The sequence below is a fragment of the Actinokineospora terrae genome (assembly GCF_900111175.1).
GTDB classification, from domain to species: Bacteria; Actinomycetota; Actinomycetes; order Mycobacteriales; family Pseudonocardiaceae; genus Actinokineospora; species Actinokineospora terrae.
In genome coordinates, this window is sequence record NZ_FOGI01000018.1 from 1 (window position 1) to 18522 (window position 18522).

Annotated in this window: 5 protein-coding genes; 4 read left to right on the forward strand and 1 reads right to left on the reverse strand. The window is 70.8% G+C overall.

Annotation, left to right across the window (positions count from 1 at the left end):
• The first annotated feature begins 681 nt into the window (after window positions 1-681).
• The 4 genes from BMY07_RS31205 to BMY07_RS31220 all read left to right on the forward strand — a co-directional run bounded on the left by BMY07_RS31205 (window position 682) and on the right by BMY07_RS31220 (window position 18046).
• Window positions 682-12930, forward strand: coding sequence for a DNRLRE domain-containing protein (locus tag BMY07_RS31205; RefSeq protein ID WP_092786527.1), 12249 nt, complete (start codon window positions 682-684; stop codon window positions 12928-12930).
• A gap of 12 nt (window positions 12931-12942) precedes the next feature.
• Window positions 12943-13248 carry a hypothetical protein gene (locus BMY07_RS31210; protein WP_092786529.1) on the forward strand — a complete coding sequence of 102 codons (306 nt, stop codon included), beginning with the start codon at window positions 12943-12945 and terminating at the stop codon, window positions 13246-13248.
• Between the two features lie 65 nt (window positions 13249-13313).
• Complete coding sequence (locus BMY07_RS31215; RefSeq protein WP_092786531.1) at window positions 13314-17054, forward strand: S8 family peptidase; 3741 nt, start codon at window positions 13314-13316, stop codon at window positions 17052-17054.
• Window positions 17051-18046 (forward strand): Dyp-type peroxidase, encoded by a 996-nt coding sequence (locus BMY07_RS31220; protein WP_218150849.1) that lies wholly within the window; start codon window positions 17051-17053, stop codon window positions 18044-18046. The genes BMY07_RS31215 and BMY07_RS31220 overlap by 4 nt, the downstream gene beginning before the upstream one ends.
• Window positions 18047-18080: 34 nt before the next feature.
• Here BMY07_RS31220 and BMY07_RS31225 read toward each other — a convergent pair whose 3' ends face one another.
• On the reverse strand, window positions 18081-18485 hold the full coding sequence (locus BMY07_RS31225) for a VOC family protein (protein ID WP_092786533.1): 405 nt from the start codon (window positions 18483-18485) through the stop codon (window positions 18081-18083).
• Between the last annotated feature and the right edge of the window lie 37 nt (window positions 18486-18522).

The window sequence follows — 18522 nt, forward strand, 5'->3', positions numbered from 1 at the left end:
GGACTTGTTTTGTGTGGGGTGGCGGCGTCCGTAAGCTCTCCGCGCGGGGGAGGGCCGTCTCTTCAGGCCCCGCCTTTGTGCTCTTCCCAGGACGCCGCAGGGGCCCCGCGCAAAACAAGTTCGCCGCATCGAGCACAGCTCGAAACTCGCGCCCCGGCCAATGCCGAAGGCGAGCCGTCGACGCCGCAGGCGAGACCAAGAGCAGAACATCCAGGCCTACCCTGTCCCCATGAGGGGATGGGCAGTGGTCGTCGTAGCAGCACTCGCAGTGGGATGTTCCGCAGGCGCACCAGGCAGAGACGAGATCATCGGCAGGATCAAGGCCGATCCACGCACAGAGGGAGCACCAGACGCAGTCGCCGGCTGCATCGCCGACTGGTACCTGAAGTACGCGAGCCCCACCGACATCCGAGCATTCGTAGACGGATCGCCCGACGCGCGCTCCGTCGAGCAGATCGCACCTGATCAGGGGGCGTCGGCAGAGATGGTCGAGTGCCTCAAGGGAGCGGCGGGGACCCGGTAAGACCGGCAGGATGGCCTTCCGGGCCTATGGCGGCGCACGGTCAACGGCTTAGTGTGCTAGTCGGTGCGGGTTTAACAAAGACCTGACTCGTTGGGGGTACAGGCCGACCCGCCGTTGATCTTGTGGGGGGATCAGTGCGCGCGCCGTCGCGGTTTGCTGTGCTGTCCAGGTACCTGGTGTTGGCGTTGGTGCTCGCGGTCGTCGCCGTGGGGTTACCCGCGTCGCTGTCCGTCCTCGGCCGCGCGGGAGAACCGCGCGACCAGGCGAAACCAGCCGGTCCGCCGGTCCGGGTGCGGGAGCTGACCGATCTCAGGACGGCCACCTCACGCCGGTTCGAGATGTCCGACGGCATGGTCGAGGCCGAGGTCTCCGCGCAGCCCCAGCACTTCCGCGCCGGTGACGGCGCCTGGCAGCCCATCGACACCACTGTCCGCGAACGGGCCGGTGGCGGTTACGTCTACGCCAACGATACCAACGCGTTCGCCAGTTCGTTCGGCGACACGACCGATCGCCTGGCCCGGTTCGCCTGGAACGGCACCGAGGTCGACCTGGGCGTAGACGGACCGGCGAAACCGGTGCGGCCCGAGGTCGAGCGCGACTCGGTCACCTACCCCGGCGCCTTCGACGGCGCCGACGTCCGGTACCGCGTCACGCCGGACGCGCTGAAGGAAGAGATCGTCCTCACCGCCCCGGCGAAGGAGCCGGTGTACCGGTTCGCCGTGCGGCTCGACGGTGTCGTGCCCCAGCAGCGGCCGGACGGCTCCATCGCGTTCTTCCGCGGCGGTGAGGGCGCGCCGGTCTACACCATGCCCGCGCCGTTCATGGTCGACTCGGCCAAGGACGCCAAGAAGGCGCGCAGCGACAAGGTCTCGCAGACCGTCGAGCAGCGCGACGGCCGGATCACCGTGACCGTGCGGGCCGACGCGGCGTGGCTGGCCGCGCCCGAGCGGCAGTACCCGGTCGTGATCGACCCCACGATCACGATCGAGCCGACCTCGAACACCGGCCAGGACTCCCAGATCTGGTCCGACACCCCCGACCGCAACGACGGCGCGAACTACCAGCTCTCGGTCGGCACGGACAACACCGGCATCGCCCGCAGCCTCGTCAAGTTCGACACCTCGGTGATCCCCGCGGGCGCGAGCCTGGCGTCGGCCAAGCTGCGGATGTACTACGACAGCGAGCTGCACACCGGCGCCAACGCCGTCGCGATGCAGGCGCACCGCGTGACCGCCGGGTGGTCGGAGAACGCGGTGACGTGGAACAACTTCCAGGCCGCGTTCGCCGAGGCCGGTGTCGCGGGCGCGGTCAAGCAGGCCAACGTGACCCAGGTCTGGTCCGAGTGGGACGTCCGCAACATCGCCCAGACCTGGGTGTCGGGCTCCGCGCCGAACCACGGCCTGCTGGTCAAGGCCACCGACGAGGCGCTCAACCGCGGCGGCGCCGTCCACCACGGTGCCGAGTTCGTCTACAACGGCGACATCCCGACCTTCCCCAAGCTGGTCGTCACCTACGGCACCGCGGGCGCGACGCTGCAGCCGATCACCAAGGCCTACGCCACCGGCGCGGAGCTGACCTGGACCCCTTACGCGGGCAACGACATCGTCGACTACCAGGTCCACCGGTCGGTGTCGCAGGTCTACACCCCGTCAGCGTCCACTTTGGTCACCTCGGTCGGCCCGAGCGCGACGAGGTTCGTCGACACGACCGCGCCCGTCACCCCGGACAGCGCACCGGACCTCGGGTGGAACACCTACCACTACATGGTCGTGGTCAAGACCCGCGACGGGCAGCTGATCCCCAGCGGCACGCAGACGACCCGCACGCCCAAGGCCGGGCAGGTGCGGCAGACCTTCCGCGGCGGCAGCGACACCACGTTCTCCGCGACCCAGCCCAACACCAACCTCGACGTGCTGTCCGGGTCCCCGTGGACGCAGGTCGGCAACAACGGCGCCACCTTCGGCAAGACCCGCACGGTCGTGAAGTTCGACGGCCTGAACGCCATCCCACCCGGCACGACCGTCACCGACGCGGACCTCTCGCTGTGGTCGTTCTACTCCAACGGCTCCGGCGCGACCTTCGACGGCCACCCGCTGACCAGGGCATTCGTCGAGAACCAGGCCACCTGGAACCGCGCGTCGACCGCGACCGCGTGGACCACCCCCGGCGGTGACATCGGCGCGCGGGCGGACTTCGTCTCCGGCGTCACCGACAAGCCGAACTGGCTGATCTGGGAGAACGCGGCGATGGTGCAGGGCTGGGTGGACAACCCGGCCACGAACAACGGCTTCCAGGTCAAGCTCCGCGACGAGAACGGCGCCCAGCAACGGATCCTGCTGCTGTCCGACGAGGCGACCGAGCCGGGCCTGCGGCCGACCCTGGAGGTGTCCTACCAGGGCACGCCGCCCGCTCCTCCCGCGGCACCGATCGTCTCCTCCACCGACTACCCGGCCGATGGCCAGCCGCACGGCGGCGCGGGCCAGGCAGGCGTGTTCACGCTCAAGCCGGGCAACTCCGTCGGGATCATCAAGTTCGCCTACCAGCTCGACTCGGACACAAGGCCGACCGAGGTCCCCGCGACCGGCCAGATCACGGTCAACCTGACGCCCGCCGCGTCGGGGACCCGGACGCTGACCGTCCGCGCGCTCACCGCCACCGGCGTGTCGTCGACGCCGACCACTTACACGTTCGTCGTCGGCGAACCGCCACGGCACAAGAAGACCAAGGCCGACTTCAACGGCGACGGCCGCGACGACGTGGTCACGTTCACCCGCGGCACGGGCGCGGACGCCTACGTCGCGTTGTCCGATGGCACCAAGTTCACCGGCGACGGCGTGAAGTGGCACGACTCGATCGCCGCGCAAGACCAGATCCCGCTGACCGGTGACGTCAACGGCGATGGCAAGGCCGACCTGGTCTCCTTCACCCGAGGCGCCGACGCGGACGTGTTCGTCGCGTTGTCCGATGGGACCAAGTTCGCGCCGACACCGGTGAAGTGGCACGACGGCTTCGCGGGCGGCAACGACATCCCGCTGGTCGGTGACTTCAACGGCGACGGCCGAGACGACATCGCCACTGCCACCCGGGGCACCGACGCGTCGGTGTACGTCGCGCTGTCGGACGGCACCCAGTTCGGCCCGACGCAGACCAAGTGGCACGCGAGTTTCGCGGCGGGCACCGCCATGCCCGCCGTTGGCGATGTCAACGGCGACCACAAGGACGACATCGTCGCCTTCACCGGCGGCGAGGCGGCCGACGTGTTCGTGGCGTTGTCCGATGGGACCGCGTTCGGCCAGGCCGCCAAGTGGCACGACACCTTCGCCCCGGACGCCAACCGCGCCGGCGTCGGCGACATCGACGGCGACGACAAGGCCGACGTCCTGGCCTTCTCGGGCGGCCAGGTCACCGCCGCCACCTCGACCGGCACCGCGTTCGGCACGCCCCGGCAGTGGCACGCGGGCTTCGCGCCGGACGACCAGCTGCCGGGCATCGGCGACTTCACCGGCGACGGGAAGCTCGACATCGTCTCGTTCACCCGCGGCTCGACGGCACTGGCCTGGGTCGCGCCGTCCGATGGCGCGCGGTTCGGCACGAGCGCCCAGTGGCACAACCACTTCGCGGCGGGCACCGAGGTGCCGCGGCCGAGCTTGTTCGCCGCGGGCCCGGGCACGCAGGCGCCGGTTCCGCCTGCCGCTCCCCTGGTGTCCTCAGTGGACTACCCGGCCGATGGTCAGCCGCACGGGTCTGCGGGCAGGCCCGGCTCGTTCGTGCTCAAGCCCGGTGACGGTGTGCCGGTCGCGAAGTTCGTCTACCAGCTGGACTCCGACACGCAGCCGACCGAGGTCGTGGCGACGGGCGAGGTCAGCGTCACCGTCACGCCGACGTCTGCGGGCAACCGGACCCTGACGGTCCGCGCCTACACCGCAGGCGGCCTGGCGTCGCCGCCGAAGACGTACGCGTTCGTCGTCGCGGCGCCCGCTCAGCCGCCCGCGGCGCCGCAGGTCTCGTCGACCGACTACCCGGCGGACGGTCAGCCCCACGGCGTGCCGGGGCAGGCGGGCACGTTCACCCTCAAGCCGGGCAGCGCGGTCCTGGTGACCGGCTACCGCTGGCAGCTCGACGACGGCGGGTCCACCGACGTCGCGGGCGCCGGCGACGTGTCGATCACGGCGACCCCGTCCACCCCGGGCCAGCACACGCTGACCGTGCGGGCGCTCGGCACCGAGAACCTGATCTCCCCGCCGACGACCCACACCTTCGTCGTCGGCGACCCGCCCGGTGGGCCGGGTGCCCCGCAGGTGGTCTCGCTGGACTACCCGTCCGGTGGCGCACCGCACGGCGCCCCGGGCAAGGAGGGCTCGTTCACGTTCCGCCCGACCGGGTCGACCGCGGTAGCGGGTTACCGCTGGCAGCTCAACGGCGGACCGATGACGGACGTCCCGGGCACCGGCAAGGTCAACGTCAAGATCACCCCGACCACGGCGGGCACGCAGACGCTGTCCGTGCGGACCTACACCGGCACCGGCGCGTCCTCGGCACCGGCGAACTACGTCTTCGAGGTCGCCCAGCTCACCCCGCCGGACGCACCGGCGGTGTCCTCGTCGGACTACCCCGCCGACGGGCAGCCGCACGGCGACGCGGGCAGGGAGGGCACGTTTACCTTCCGCCCGACCGGCACCACGGCCATCTCCGGCTACCGCTGGAAGCTGGACGAGACCGCCACCGTGGACGTCCCCGGCACCGGTGACGTGCCGGTCCGGATCACCCCGCCGACCGGCGGCACGCACACCCTCGTGGTGTGGGCGATCGGCGTCACGGGCAGCGCGTCCGCGCCGACGACGTACTCGTTCCTGGTCGCGGGCGCCGCGCCGACCCCGGCCACGCCGCTGGTGTCGTCCACCGACTACCCGGCGGACGGCCAACTGCACGGCAGCCTCGGCCAGGCAGGCGCGTTCACCCTCCGGGCGCAGGGCTCCGTCGCGGCCGACGCGTTCCGCTACCAGCTCGACACCGACGCCGCGGCCACCGAGGTCCCGGCGGGGACCGGCTCGGCGACGGTCAGCCTCACCCCGGTCCGGTCCGGCCAGCGGACGCTGACCGTGTGGGCCAAGGTCACCGCCACCGGAGTGCTGTCCACCCCGGCGCGGTACGCCTTCGCGGTCGGTGCTCCGGCCGGGCCCCGTGACTACTTCCACGACGCCGCGGGCCAGCTCGTCGGCGTCACCAACAATTCCGGCGAGGCGGCGGCCTACCGCTACGACGCCGCGGGCAACCTGGAGGCGACCGACCGCTACCGCACCGACGCGGTGTCGATCTTCGCCATCGTCCCGGCGCGGGGCCCGGTCGGCAGCACGGTCGAGATCAGCGGCACCGGGTTCGCCACGGCCGCCTCGGGCAACGCCGTGACCTTCGACGGCGTCGCCGCCCAGGTCACCGCCGCGAGCGCGAACCGGCTCAGCGTCGTGGTGCCCGCGGGCACCGGCGCGGGCGCGGTGAAGGTCGCCGCGGGTGGCAAGTCGGCCGACAGCAGGACGCCGTTCGCGGTCACGCGGGGTGTCCCGGCACCGGCGATCACGGCCGTGTCCACCGACCGCGCCAACCCCGGCGACACGATCACCATCACCGGCAGCGGCTTCGACCCCGACCCGACCCGTGACGTCGTGCTGTTCCACCAGACCACCGCGCGCGTGAAGCAGGCCGGGCCGAACAGCCTGACCGTCGAGGTCCCCGCCGCCGCGTCCTCCGGCCGGATCAGCGTGCGCACACCGGGCGGAACCGCCACGGCCGGTGGCGACTTCCTGATCGCCCCGCGCGGGTTCGTGATGGCCAACCTGGTCAACGGCGGCCGCATCGAGCTGGGCAGGCCGCTCGACCTGCAGATCCCGGCTGGCAAGGCCGCGGTGGTGCTGGTGGACGGCGCCTTCGGCGAGCGCGTCCACCTGGACCTGGAGAACAACACCGTCCCGGTCCGCTCGGCGATGTGGATGTTCACCCCGCACGGCGGCGACTTCGCCCGCCGCACCATGGGCGACCCGCTCGACCTGTGGGCGGGCAGCACCCTGCGCCAGGACATCCCGATGTTCGCCGCGAACGGCACCTACACGATCGTCGTCGCGCCGGACGACAACGCCGCGGGCAGCGTCCGGATCACCGCGTCGCACACGCTGACCGGCGACAAGCTGACCCGCGACGGCACCGGTGTGCCGTTCACCGTGTCGGCGTCCGAGCAGAAGACCGAGATGCCGTTCACCGCGACCGAGGGCGAGTGGCTCAGCCTGGGTCTGACCGACCTGAGCATGCCGCAGCACACGTTCAACGTGACGATCACGCACCCCGACGGGTACTCCAACACCTGGAAGCACTCGCTGAAGATCTACACCCCGACCATGGTGTTCCGGGCGCGCAAGACCGGCACGTACAAGCTGACCGTCACGTTCGGGCCGCAGGAACTCGGCTTCGGCAAGGTGTGGCTCTCGGGCGTGGTCGACGCGGGCAGGCTGGCCATCGACGGGCCGGGCACGCTGATGCGGATCAACCGGCCCGGCCAGTCGGTGCGGATGCCGTTCACCGGCACCGCGAACCAGAACCTCCGCTTCGCCATCACCGAGAACACGCTGCGGGAGAACGGCAGGCCCGGCTACCCGGCGGGCATCCTGGTCGAGCCGGACGAGAACCAGGTCGAGCTGCGCACCGGGACGCAGGAGACCAAGCAGATCCCGGTCCGCAAGAACGGCGAGCACAACCTGTTCATGAGCGGGTGGGAGGCCGTCGGCACCGCGAGGGGCTGGCTGTCCACCGCGGTGGAGGGCGGCGCGTTCCCGGTCGACTCGACCAAGCGGATCACCTTCGACCGCCCCGGCCGCGAGGTCTGGCTGGACTACGACGGCGTGAAGGACCGGCCGCTGCGGCTGGTCGCGCGGGACAAGAGCCTGCCGGGCGCCCTGCGGATGCGGTTGTACCGGCCGAGCGACGGCCAGCAGATCGCGACCACTTACGAGAACAAGCTCGACGTGGAGGCGTTGCCGGAGACCGGCAGGTACCGGCTCTACCTCGCACCCGAGTACGCCACGACCGGCCAGGTCACCATGGCCGCCTCGGTGCCGATCGACCTCGGGCTGGTCTCCCCCGACAGCCCGCCGACCACCCAGCAGATCACCGTGCCGGGGCAGACCGTGACCGCGCGGTTCGCCGGGACGGCGGGGCAGCGGCTGAGCCTCGGCTTCACCTCGCCGACCATCGGCTACCTCAAGTACCGGGTCTCGAAGCCGGACGGCGGCGCGCTCGACCTGGTCGGCCTCGGCTACTCGTTGCCGTACGGCTTCGACCTGACAACGCTGCCGGTCACCGGCGAGTACAAGATCCTGCTCGAACCGATGGACGAGATCAGCAACCCGGCGACCGGCGAGCTGACCGTGGCGTTCTCCGGTGAGGCGGACGGCGGCAAGGCCGAGATCGGCGGCCCCGCCAGGACCATCACCATCGGCAAGATCGCGCAGAACGGCAAGCTGACCTTCGACGGCACCGCCAACGACGTCCTGCAACTGGACATCACGCGGGCGTTCCCGAACAACACCGGCGCGTACTACAGCCTGATCGCCCCGGACGGCACGATCTCGCCGCGGCACTCGTGGATGTCCTACGACCGGTTCAAGCTGTCCGCGCTCAAGGCCACCGGCACGTACACGCTGGTGTTCGACCCCGGCAACAACGTCACGGGATCGATGACCGTGGCCATCTCCAAGCCCGCGGCCGCGCTCGGGGCCGAGCCGGGACCGCGGATCGACCCGGTCGCGCCGAAGACGGCCAAGTGCGTCCCGGCCGACCCGGCACCGCCGGTCGCGAAGCTCTCACCGGGACCGGACGGGTCGCGGCAGGCACAGCCCGCGCCGGAACCCCCGGCCCAGGTGACGCCGCCGTGCGACGCGCCGCCGGGTGGCTGGCAGCCGGACACCGCCAACCTCAACGGCACCGACTGGACCACCCGCTACGACCCGGCCCCGACCCGCACCCGGCCGCTGGAGTTCCCCATCGGGTACACCGGCGTCGTCGGCGAGGTGAAGTCGACCAGCGGTCAGCCGCTGGCGGGTGTGCCGGTCAGCGTCGGCGGCAACCGCGCCACCACCGACGACAAGGGCAAGTTCGCGCTGACCGGGCTGGCGAGCGGGCACGTCTCGCTGCGCGTGGACGGCCGGACGAACGCGCACAACCGCGAGTTCGGCGCGTTCGACATCAGCGTCGACCTCAAGGCCAAGCAGGTGCTCGTCCTGCCCCACACCGTGTTCCTGCCCGAGGTCGACCAGGCGAGCAAGATCAAGGTGCCCAGCCCGACCACGGCCGAGACGGTCCTGACCACCAAGGCCATCCCCGGCCTCGAGGTCCGGCTGCCCGCGGGCACGGTCGTGCGCGACGCCCAGGGCGATGTGGCGACCGAGCTGAGCTTGACGCCGATCCCGATCGACCGGCCGCCGTTCCCGCTGCCGCCGACGAAGGTGCCGGTGTACTTCACCGTCCAACCGGGTGGTGGCTACCTGTTCCCCGAGGGCGCCACGATCGTCTACCCGAACTACACCAAGGAACCGCCCGGGACCCGCACCCAGTTCTGGAACTACGACCCGGACGGCCAGGGCTGGCACATCTACGGCTACGGCACGGTGTCACCGGACGGCAGGCAGATCGTGCCCGACCCCAGTGTCCGGTTCTACCGGCTGACCGGGGCGATGACCGCCGTGCCGGGCATGAACCCGCCGCGCATCGCCCCGCGCCCCAACGGCGCCCGCGTCGGTGACCCGGTGGACCCGTCGACCGGGCTGATGGTCGACGAGGTCGTGGACATGGTCGTCGACGACATCGCGCCGATCGAGATCAAGCGCACCTACCAGCAGGGCGACACCGACATCCGGGCGTTCGGCGTCGGCGCGAGCTTCAACTACGGGGTCTACCCGTGGTCGCCGGGGCAGATCGGCAGCTTCGACTTCCAGGAGTTCGACCTCGTCCAACCGGACGGCAGCAAGATCCACTACCGGCGGACCTCGCCGGGCAAGGACTTCGCGGGCGCGGTGTTCGCGGCCGACCCGACGCCGACCAGGTTCGACGGCTCCACCGTGCGCTGGATCGACAGCGGGTGGGACGTGTTCCTGCGTGACGGCAGCGTGCTGACCATCGGCGAGGAGGCGCCGATCCAGCAGGAGCGGGACAAGTTCGGCAACACCACGACGGTCACGCGGGCCACCGCGCCGCCGGGCACGGACGGCAAGGTCCGCGCCAACGGCCCGATCACCCAGATCACCTCGCCGAGCGGCCGGTGGGTCCGGTTCAGCTACGACGAGTCGAACCCGCCGCGGGTGAAGGCCATCGAGGACAACATCGGCAGGCGGGTGAGCTACACCTACGACGCGACCGGGCACCTGGAGACGGTCACCGACCTGCGCGGCGGGACCACCACCTACACCTGGGACGACAAGGGCCGCCTGAAGACCATCACCGACCCGCGTGGGACGCGGTACCTGCTCAACGAGTACGACGACAAGGGCCGCGTCAAGCAGCAGACCGCGGCCGATGGCGGGCTGACGAAGTTCGACTACGTCGAGTCCGGCGACGCGATCGTCGAGACGCGGATGACCGACGCCCGCGCCGCCGTGCGCCGCTTCACCTTCACCCCGGCGGGCTCGGTGCTGACCGACACCAAGGCGTTCGGCACTCCCCTCGCCCAGACCACGACCTTCGAGTACGAGGCCGATGGTGTGCGGCGCAAGTCGATGACCGACGCGTTGCAGCGCAGGACGACCTACCTCTACTACGCCAACGGCCAGCTCAAGGAGAAGACCGAGCTGGCGGGCACCGCCGAGGCGCGGACCGAGAAGTGGGAGCGCAACGGTCCGAACAGCGAACTGACCAAGCACACCGACGCCTACGGCAAGGACACCGTCTACGCCCTGGACTCGCGTGGTGCCGTCGAATCGGTCACCGACACGGTGAACCGCAAGACGACCTACGTGACCAACAGCAGGGGTCTGATCACCAAGGTCACCAAGCCGAACGGCAAGTTCACCACCACCGACTACGTGGGCACGGACGCTGTCCGCGGCACCGACGAGCTGGGCAGGGCCGAGACCACCGCGTTCGACTCGATCGGCAGGGTGACCCAGGCGACCGACGCGCGCGGCGCCACCACGTCGACGACGTACACGGCGGCCAACGACGTCGCCTCCATCACCGATCCGTTGGGTCGCACCACGTCGTACGACTACGACCCGAACGGCAACCAGAGCAGGGTGACCGATCCGCGCGGCGGCGAGACGGTCCTGGCCTACGACCGGATGGACCGCGTCGAGCGGATCACCGACCCGCTCGGCAACTTCGAGCAGGTGCGGTACGACGAGAACGGCAACGAGAAGCAGCACACCAGCCGCCGCGGCATCATCACCGAGAGCGACTACGACGAGCTGGACCGGCGCAAGGAAAGGCGGTACGGCACCGAGAGCACGACCAAGTTCACCTACGACCTCGCGAACCGGCTCAGGCGGACGGAGGACTCGGCCGCGGGTGTCGCCACGACCGACTACGACGGGTTCGACCGCGTCAAGACCGAGACCACCAAGCACGGCACCGTGTCCTACGACTACAGCCCGACCGTGCGCGATCGGACGATGACGGTGGCGGGCCGACCGGTGGTGCGGCACGTCTACAACGCCGCCGGTGAACTGTCGGAGGTGCAGCAGGGCGGCACCGCGGTGACCACAGTCGGCCGCGACGCGAACGGACGGCCGGAACGGGTCGGCGCACCCGGCACCGGCGTGTCCCAGACCTTCGCCTACGACGACGCCGGACAGGTCAAGTCGATCACCTACCGCTCGGGCAGCACGGTCATCGGCGACCTCGCCTACACCTACGACGCGGCCGGGAACCCGATCAGGACGAGCGGCGCCTACTCGCGGGCGATGCTGCCCGAGCAGTTCGGGCAGGCGAGCTACGACAAGGCGAACCGGGTCCGCGCGGTCGGGGGGACCCCGGTCAGCCACGACCTGGACGGCAACCTCGTCTCCGACGGGGTGACGACCTACCAGTGGAACGCGCGAGGGCAGCTCGCCGGCCAGACCGGGGCGGGTGTGACGGCGAACTTCGCCTACGCGCCGGACGGTCGCAGGCTGGGTCGCACGGTCAACGGCGTCACCACCGACTACCTGTACGACGGCGACAACCCGGTGCAGGAGAAGGTGAACGGCACCGTCACCGCGACGCTCACGTCCTCGGGCACGGACGGGTTCCAACTGCGCGAGGCCGCGGGCGTCACCCGGCGGTACCTGACCGACGCGCAGGGAAGCACGCTCGGCTTGGTGGACAACGCCGGTGCGGGCGCGTCCTACACCTACGAACCGTTCGGCCGGACGTACGTCTCCGGGCCGGACAACGGCAACGCGAACCGGTACACCGGCCGGGAAGACGACGGCACGGGCCTGTACTACAACCGCGCCCGCTACTACAGCCCGGTGCTGCAACGGTTCCTGAGCGAGGACCCGATCGGGTTCGACGGTGGCACGAACCTGTACGGCTATGTCGGCAACAAGCCGACCTCGTACACCGACCCGCAGGGCACCAAACCGGCCAACAACTGCGTCACCAACAGCTTCACGCCCGACGTGCGCGTCCGGATGGCCGATGGGAGCAGCAAGCCGATCGCCGAGGTCGCGGTGGGTGAGCGGGTGCTGGCCACCGACGAGGTCACCGGCCGCACCGAGGAGCGGGTCGTCACCGACACGATCGTCGGCGACGGCAGCAAGGAACTCGCCGACATCACCGTGGACACAGATGGCGACGGCGTGGGCGACAGCTCGATCACCGGCACCGCCGGGCACCCGTTCTGGGTCGCCGGTGAGTGGCGCGACGCCGGGGACCTGAGGGCGGGTGATCTGCTGCGCACGGCGACGGGCACGTTCGTCACGGTCACGGCGGTCAGCGAGCGGACGGCCCAGCAGCGGGTGCACAACCTGACCGTCGACGGCGTGCACACGTTCTACGTGCTCGTCGGCGGGGTGCCGGTCCTGGTCCACAACGGGACCTGCAAGACCGTCACCGAGAACCAGGCCGGTCGCTTCGGCGACCTGGACCCGGGTGTCCCCGGGGACGGGCTCACCCCGCACCACATGCCGCAGGCGGCGCTGGGCCACACGACCCGGCGCAACGGTGGCGCGATCGTGATGAAGCAGGCCGACCACGAGCTGACCCGCACGTACGGGCCGAAGGGGCGGGCGACCAAGCAGGCCGAGAGCGGGCTGCCGTTCCGCGACGTGCTGGCCCGCGACATCATGGACCTGCGCCGGATCGGGCAGCAGGTGTACGGGGATCCCACCTACTACAACCAGGGCATCAAGGACCTGCTCGCCTACTATCGCGGCATCGGCATGCTGTGAGAGGGGATCGGGATGGCCTTGCGGCCGCAAGTCAGGGACCTGGTCGACGCCGGTCCGTTCCCGGACGAGGACGCCGACGAGGAGAGCTTCGAGCGCGTCGAGCGGTTGCTCGACCGGATCACCAAGCCGGTCACCGACGAGGAAGCCCAGGCACTGGCCACGGTCTTCGGCCCGGACGACTGCTACGGGATGTCCTGGACGCTGCTGCACCTCATCGAGACCGCACCGGGCGCGCGCACCGCGCGGTACCCGGCGCACCCGGAGAACCCGTGGCGCGAGCTGCTCAACAACCGCGTCCAGGCCGCCGGGGAGCACTGACGTGGAGAACTGATCGGAGCGGCCCGCGCGCGAGCGCCGGCCGCCACAACTGGGGGGCCTGATCCATGGGATGGCGGTTGTTCGCGACGGGCGTCGCGGTGGTCTGCCTCAGCGGCGTCGCGGTCACGCCCGCTCAGGCGCGACAGGGGCAGGTGCATGCCGCGCCCGGCGCCGAGGTCGTGCCGGGCCAGTACATCGTGATGCTCAAACCGCAGCAGGGCACCGCCGCCACAGCGGTGGTGGACAAGCACGGCGGCAAGATCGGACGCGTCTTCCGCCACGCGCTCAACGGGTTCACCCTGACCGCGACCGAGGAGCAGGCCAAGCGCCTCGCCGCCGATCCCCGCGTCGACAGGGTCGAGGCGGACGCGGTGGTGCGCGACGAGAGCACGCAGACCACGCCGCCGTGGAACCTCGACCGCGTCGACCAGCGCACAACGGTCCTGGACGACAACTACACCTACCAGGACGGTGCGGGCGTCGGGGTGACCGCGTACGTCATGGACACCGGTGTGCGCACCGCGCACGCGGAGTTCGAGGGTCGGGCCAGCGTGGGCTACGACGCGATCAAGGACGGCTGGAACGGCGAGGACTGCAGCACGAGCGGGCACGGCACGCACGTGGCAGGCACGATCGGCGGCGCGACCTACGGCGTGGCCAAGAAGGTCAAGCTGGTGTCGGTCCGGGTGCTCAGCTGCGAGAACACCGGGTCGGTCAGCCAGATCATCGACGGCGTCGACTGGTTGACCGCCAACGCCACCCGCCCGGCCGTGGTCAACATGAGCCTCGGTGGTGGCCGGTCGGTCGCCGAGGAGACGGCCGTCAAGAACTCGATCAACTCGGGCCTGACCTACGTCGTGGCAGCGGGCAACGACAACAAGGACGCGTGCACCGCAAGCCCCGCCGCGCTGCCCGAGGCGATCACGGTCGGCGCGAGCAACCCGGTCGACGAACGGGCCCGCGAGTGGACCGACCCGCCGAGCACGGTGGTGAACGGGTCGAACTGGGGCAAGTGCCTCGACCTGTTCGCGCCGGGCGAGTCGATCAAGTCGGCGCACAACGCGACCAACACGGCCACGGTGGTGCTGCGCGGCACGTCCATGGCCACCCCGCACGTGACGGGCGCGGTGGCGCTGCTGCTGTCCCAGTCGCCGAACCTGACGCCCGCACAGGTGACCAGCACGATCCTTGGCCGCTCGACGGTCGGCGTGCTCAAGGCGAAGGACCTCGGCACGGACTCGCCGAACAAGCTGCTCTACACCGGGGTGCCCGCGCCCGCGGTGTGCGCGTTCTCCGACGACACCCGCCAGCCGATCCCCGACCAGGGCACGCTGACCAGGACCGCGGACGTGACGACCTGCGCGCGCAAGGTCGCCGACACGGCCCGGGTCCGCGTGCGCGCCGAGCACCCGTTCCGCGGCGACCTGTCCGTGACGCTGATCGCGCCCAACGGCGCCGAGCGGGTACTCAGGCAGGCCAACGGCGACGACGCCGCCACCAACCTCGACGAGACCTACCAGCTCACCGGTATGTCCTCAATGGACGCGAACGGCAAGTGGACGTTGGTCGTGCGGGACAACTTCGGCTTCGACGAGGGCGCGCTGCTCGGCTGGACGCTGACACTGGCCGAACCCGCGGTCGCCCAACCGGTGGTCACCTCGGCGGTGTACCCGGCTGATGGCCAGGCGCACGGCGGGGTGGGTGTGGCGGGGTCGTTCACGTTCAAGGCGGGCAGTTCCGTACCGGTCGCGAAGTACTCCTACCGCCTTGACGGGGAAGCGCAACCCCGCGAGGTGACAGCGACCAACAGCGAGGCCACGGTCTCCATCACACCGGCCACGGGCGGGTCGCGGACGTTGACGGTGCGCGCGGTCAACGGTGTCGGCGAGCCTTCCGACGCGGTCGAGCACCTGTTCATCGTCGCCACGTCTCCCCCGCCCGCCGCTCCCGCTGTGTCCTCTTGGGACTATCCGGCGGACGGCCGTCCCAATGGCGGGGTCGGGTTGCCCGGCGTGTTCACCTTCAAGCCAGGCGGCGCGGAGACGGTCACCCAGTACTCCTACCAGCTCGATGGCGACGCGCAGCCGACTGTGGTGTCCGCGGGCGGGGAGGTCTCCGTTGGTGTCACGCCGGGCACTGCCGGGCAGCGGACGCTGACCGTCCGCGCGGTCAACGGTGGCGTCCAGTCGACCCCGACCACGCACACGTTCACCGTGGGAGCCGCGGGTGACGTCGTCGACGGTGCGGCGGTCTCGATCGACGGAACCGCGGTCACCGCGTCCATCCCGGCGGACAAGTCGGTGCGGGTGAGGTTCACGGGCACCGCGGGCGACAAGGTCGGGATCGGGGTGCCGACCAACGCCGTGTCGACCTTCGTGAAGCTGTGGGTGCTCGACCCCGCGGGCAGATCGCTGAGCTTCGACAGGAACGGTGGGCCCGCGTACACGCCGGTGCGTGGTGGACGCAGCATCGCGCTGCCCACGTTGCCGTCGACCGGGCAGTACTCGATCATCCTCGACCCGGACGGCACCGGAGCCGGTGACGCGGGCGTGCAGGTGTCCAGGAACTCCGCCGCCACCACCGACACCAGCGCCACCGGGTCGACGTACAGCACGACACGCTCCGGCCAGTTCCTCGACCTGAGCTTCGACGGCGAGCAGGACACCTGGTACGACGTCGGCCTCACCGACAAGTCGTCGTCGCTGTTGCTCTCCGTGGACGCGATCGATCCGGCGGGCGCGCGGATCGGCGCCACGCAGGTGCCGTACCCGGCGGGCAGGTTCCGGACCTCGGCGGCGGGCCGGTACCGGGTGATCGTCGGCAACTACTTCGGCGAGGCCACCGCAGCCGCGAAGGTGTGGTTGTCCAAGGAAGTCGCGGCGGGCGACATCACCACCGCCGGTGCGGGCAAGGCCGTGACCCTGACCAGGCCGGGACAGCACGCGCGACTGCGGTTCGACGGCACGGCCGGGCAGCGGCTGGGCGTCGGGTACACCGACGTGACGCCCGCCAACACGGTGACCACGTCCGTCGTGGGGCCTGACGGTGCCGTCGCCACTCCGACCACCAGTTCCCGGGAGGCGAGCATCCCGGCGTTGAAGGCCACCGGCAGCCACGACCTGCTCGTGCACCTCGGCACGGCGACCGGCTCGCTCACGGCGTGGCTGGCCGCGGACGTCCTGGCCGGTCCGATCGCCGTGGGTGGTGCGACCAAGCAGGTCAGCGTCTCCCGCGCGGGCCAGCACGCCAGGGTCACCTTCGACGGCGTCGCCGGGCAGCGGGTCAACCTCGGGCTGAACGGGGCGGCGGACCAGTTCGTCCGGCTGGTCAAACCGGACGGCGCGGCGGTGAACTACGGCGACGTCCTCAGCACCGCGGACAGCGTCTCCTACGGCCCGCTGCCGACGACGGGCACCTACGAGGTCGAGGTGAGTTCCGCGACCAACACCTCCGCGACGACGACGCTGACCCTGTCCGCTCCGGCTGACGCGGGCACGATCACCCCAGGCGGTGCGGCGGCTGTGGTCTCGGTGACCAGGTCAGGTCAGGACGGTCAGGTCTCGTTCGCCGGAGTGTCGGGTGACCGGCTGCGGCTGACCTTCAGCGGCAGCACGTTCGCGCTGAAGTCCTTCCTGCTCACGGTGTCCAAGCCGGACGGCAGCAAGCTGGTCGACCGGGTGTACCGCACCGACCAGAGCCCGTACGACCTCCCGCAACTGCCCGCCGGGGGCACCTACCTGGTGACGGTCGACCCGTCGTCAGCGGGAACGGGATCGATCTCGGTCGGCCTCGCCCTGGTGCCGTGACGCGCGTGGACAGGCGCACCTTCCTCGCCGCCATGGCGGTCTCCGGGATCGCGGGTTGCTCTGTCGCGCCCTCGGCGGTGTATCACCAGCACGGTGTGGTGACGCCGGCGGCCGCTTCGACGGAACTGGTGTCCCTGGACGTCACCGCTCGCTCCCGGGACGAGCTCGCGGCGACCCTGCGTGCGGTGTCCTCGCTGGGGACCATCGCGGTGGGGGCGTCTCTGTTCGACGGCCGCTTCGGCATCCCGCGACCGCGTGGGCTGACGCCGATGCCGTCGTTCCGCAGCGACGTGCTCGACCCCGCGTGGTGCCATGGCGACCTGCTCGTCCAGGTCGAGAACGGGTCGTTGACCGAGCAGGTGCCGCACACCCGGCCGCGGTGGCGGATCACCGGTCACCACCAGCCGCGCAACCTGTTCGGCTTCCGCGAGGGGGCGGGCAACCCCGACCCGACCGACGCGGACCTGATGGACCGGCACGTGTGGGTGCGGCCGGGTGCCGGTGAGCCCGCCTGGTGCGCGGGCGGCACGTACCAGGTCGTGCGGCTGATCAGGCTGGCCATGCCCACGTGGGACCGGGAACCCGCGCACGTCCAGGAGAAGGTCTTCGGCCGCCACAAGGACTCCGGCGCTCCCTTGGGCATACCGGGCGAGCTATCGGACCCCGGCTACCCCACCGACCCGGACGGCCACCGCATCGCCCTCGACGCCCACATCCGCCGCGCCAACCCCCGAACCCCCGAGTCCCAGGCCCACCGGATCCTCCGCCGCAGCCACACCTACCGCCACTCCCCCGACGACGCGGGCCAGATCTTCACCTGCTTCCAGAACGACATCGCACAAGGCTTCGCCACGATCCAACACCGCCTCGCAGGCGAGGCCCTGGAGAAATACCTCCTCCCCTACGGCGGCGGCTACTACTTCGTCCTCCCCGCCCCCACCCCCTCCCCCGACGACTTCACCGGCAAGTCCATGCTCACCGCCACCGCCTAGTCGCCGTGGCAGGGCCGTTCACCCGCTGACTGATCTACTTGCCGATGAGCACCTCGCCTTCGAGGCCATCGGGATCGCGGAAGAACACGCTGAGCACGGACCCGAAGTCATTCACGGTTCCGTCGCTGGCCCCGCGGTCGACCAGCCGCTGCCGGATGGTCTCGAAGCTCGCCGCGGACGCCGCTTGGAGCCCGAAGTGGTCGAGCCTGCCACGCCCCCACATCGGGGTCTGGCGGTCCGGCTCCGGGTTGCCCTCGATCGTGACCACGTTGAGCTCGGTGTGCGGCCCGATGCGGATCATCGTCATCGTCTCGCCGTCCTGGTCCCCGTGCGGCTCCGTGGGGCCGACCTGCGCTTCGAACACCTCGCTGTAGAAGGCGCGCAGCCGGTCGATGTCACCGGAAACCAGCGCGATGTGGTTGATCCCGTCCAGCAGCATTGCTCTCGCTCCTCCAGTCGTCGGCGGGACCACGCCC

What these genes read in the sequence shown, in the direction of transcription:
- BMY07_RS31210 (WP_092786529.1), top strand. Translation starts at nt 12,943, where the DNA reads ATGGCCTTGCGGCCGCAAGTCAGGGACCTGGTCGACGCCGGTCCGTTC.
- BMY07_RS31215 (WP_092786531.1), top strand. Translation starts at nt 13,314, where the DNA reads ATGGGATGGCGGTTGTTCGCGACGGGCGTCGCGGTGGTCTGCCTCAGC.
- BMY07_RS31225 (WP_092786533.1), bottom strand. Translation starts at nt 18,485, where the DNA reads ATGCTGCTGGACGGGATCAACCACATCGCGCTGGTTTCCGGTGACATC.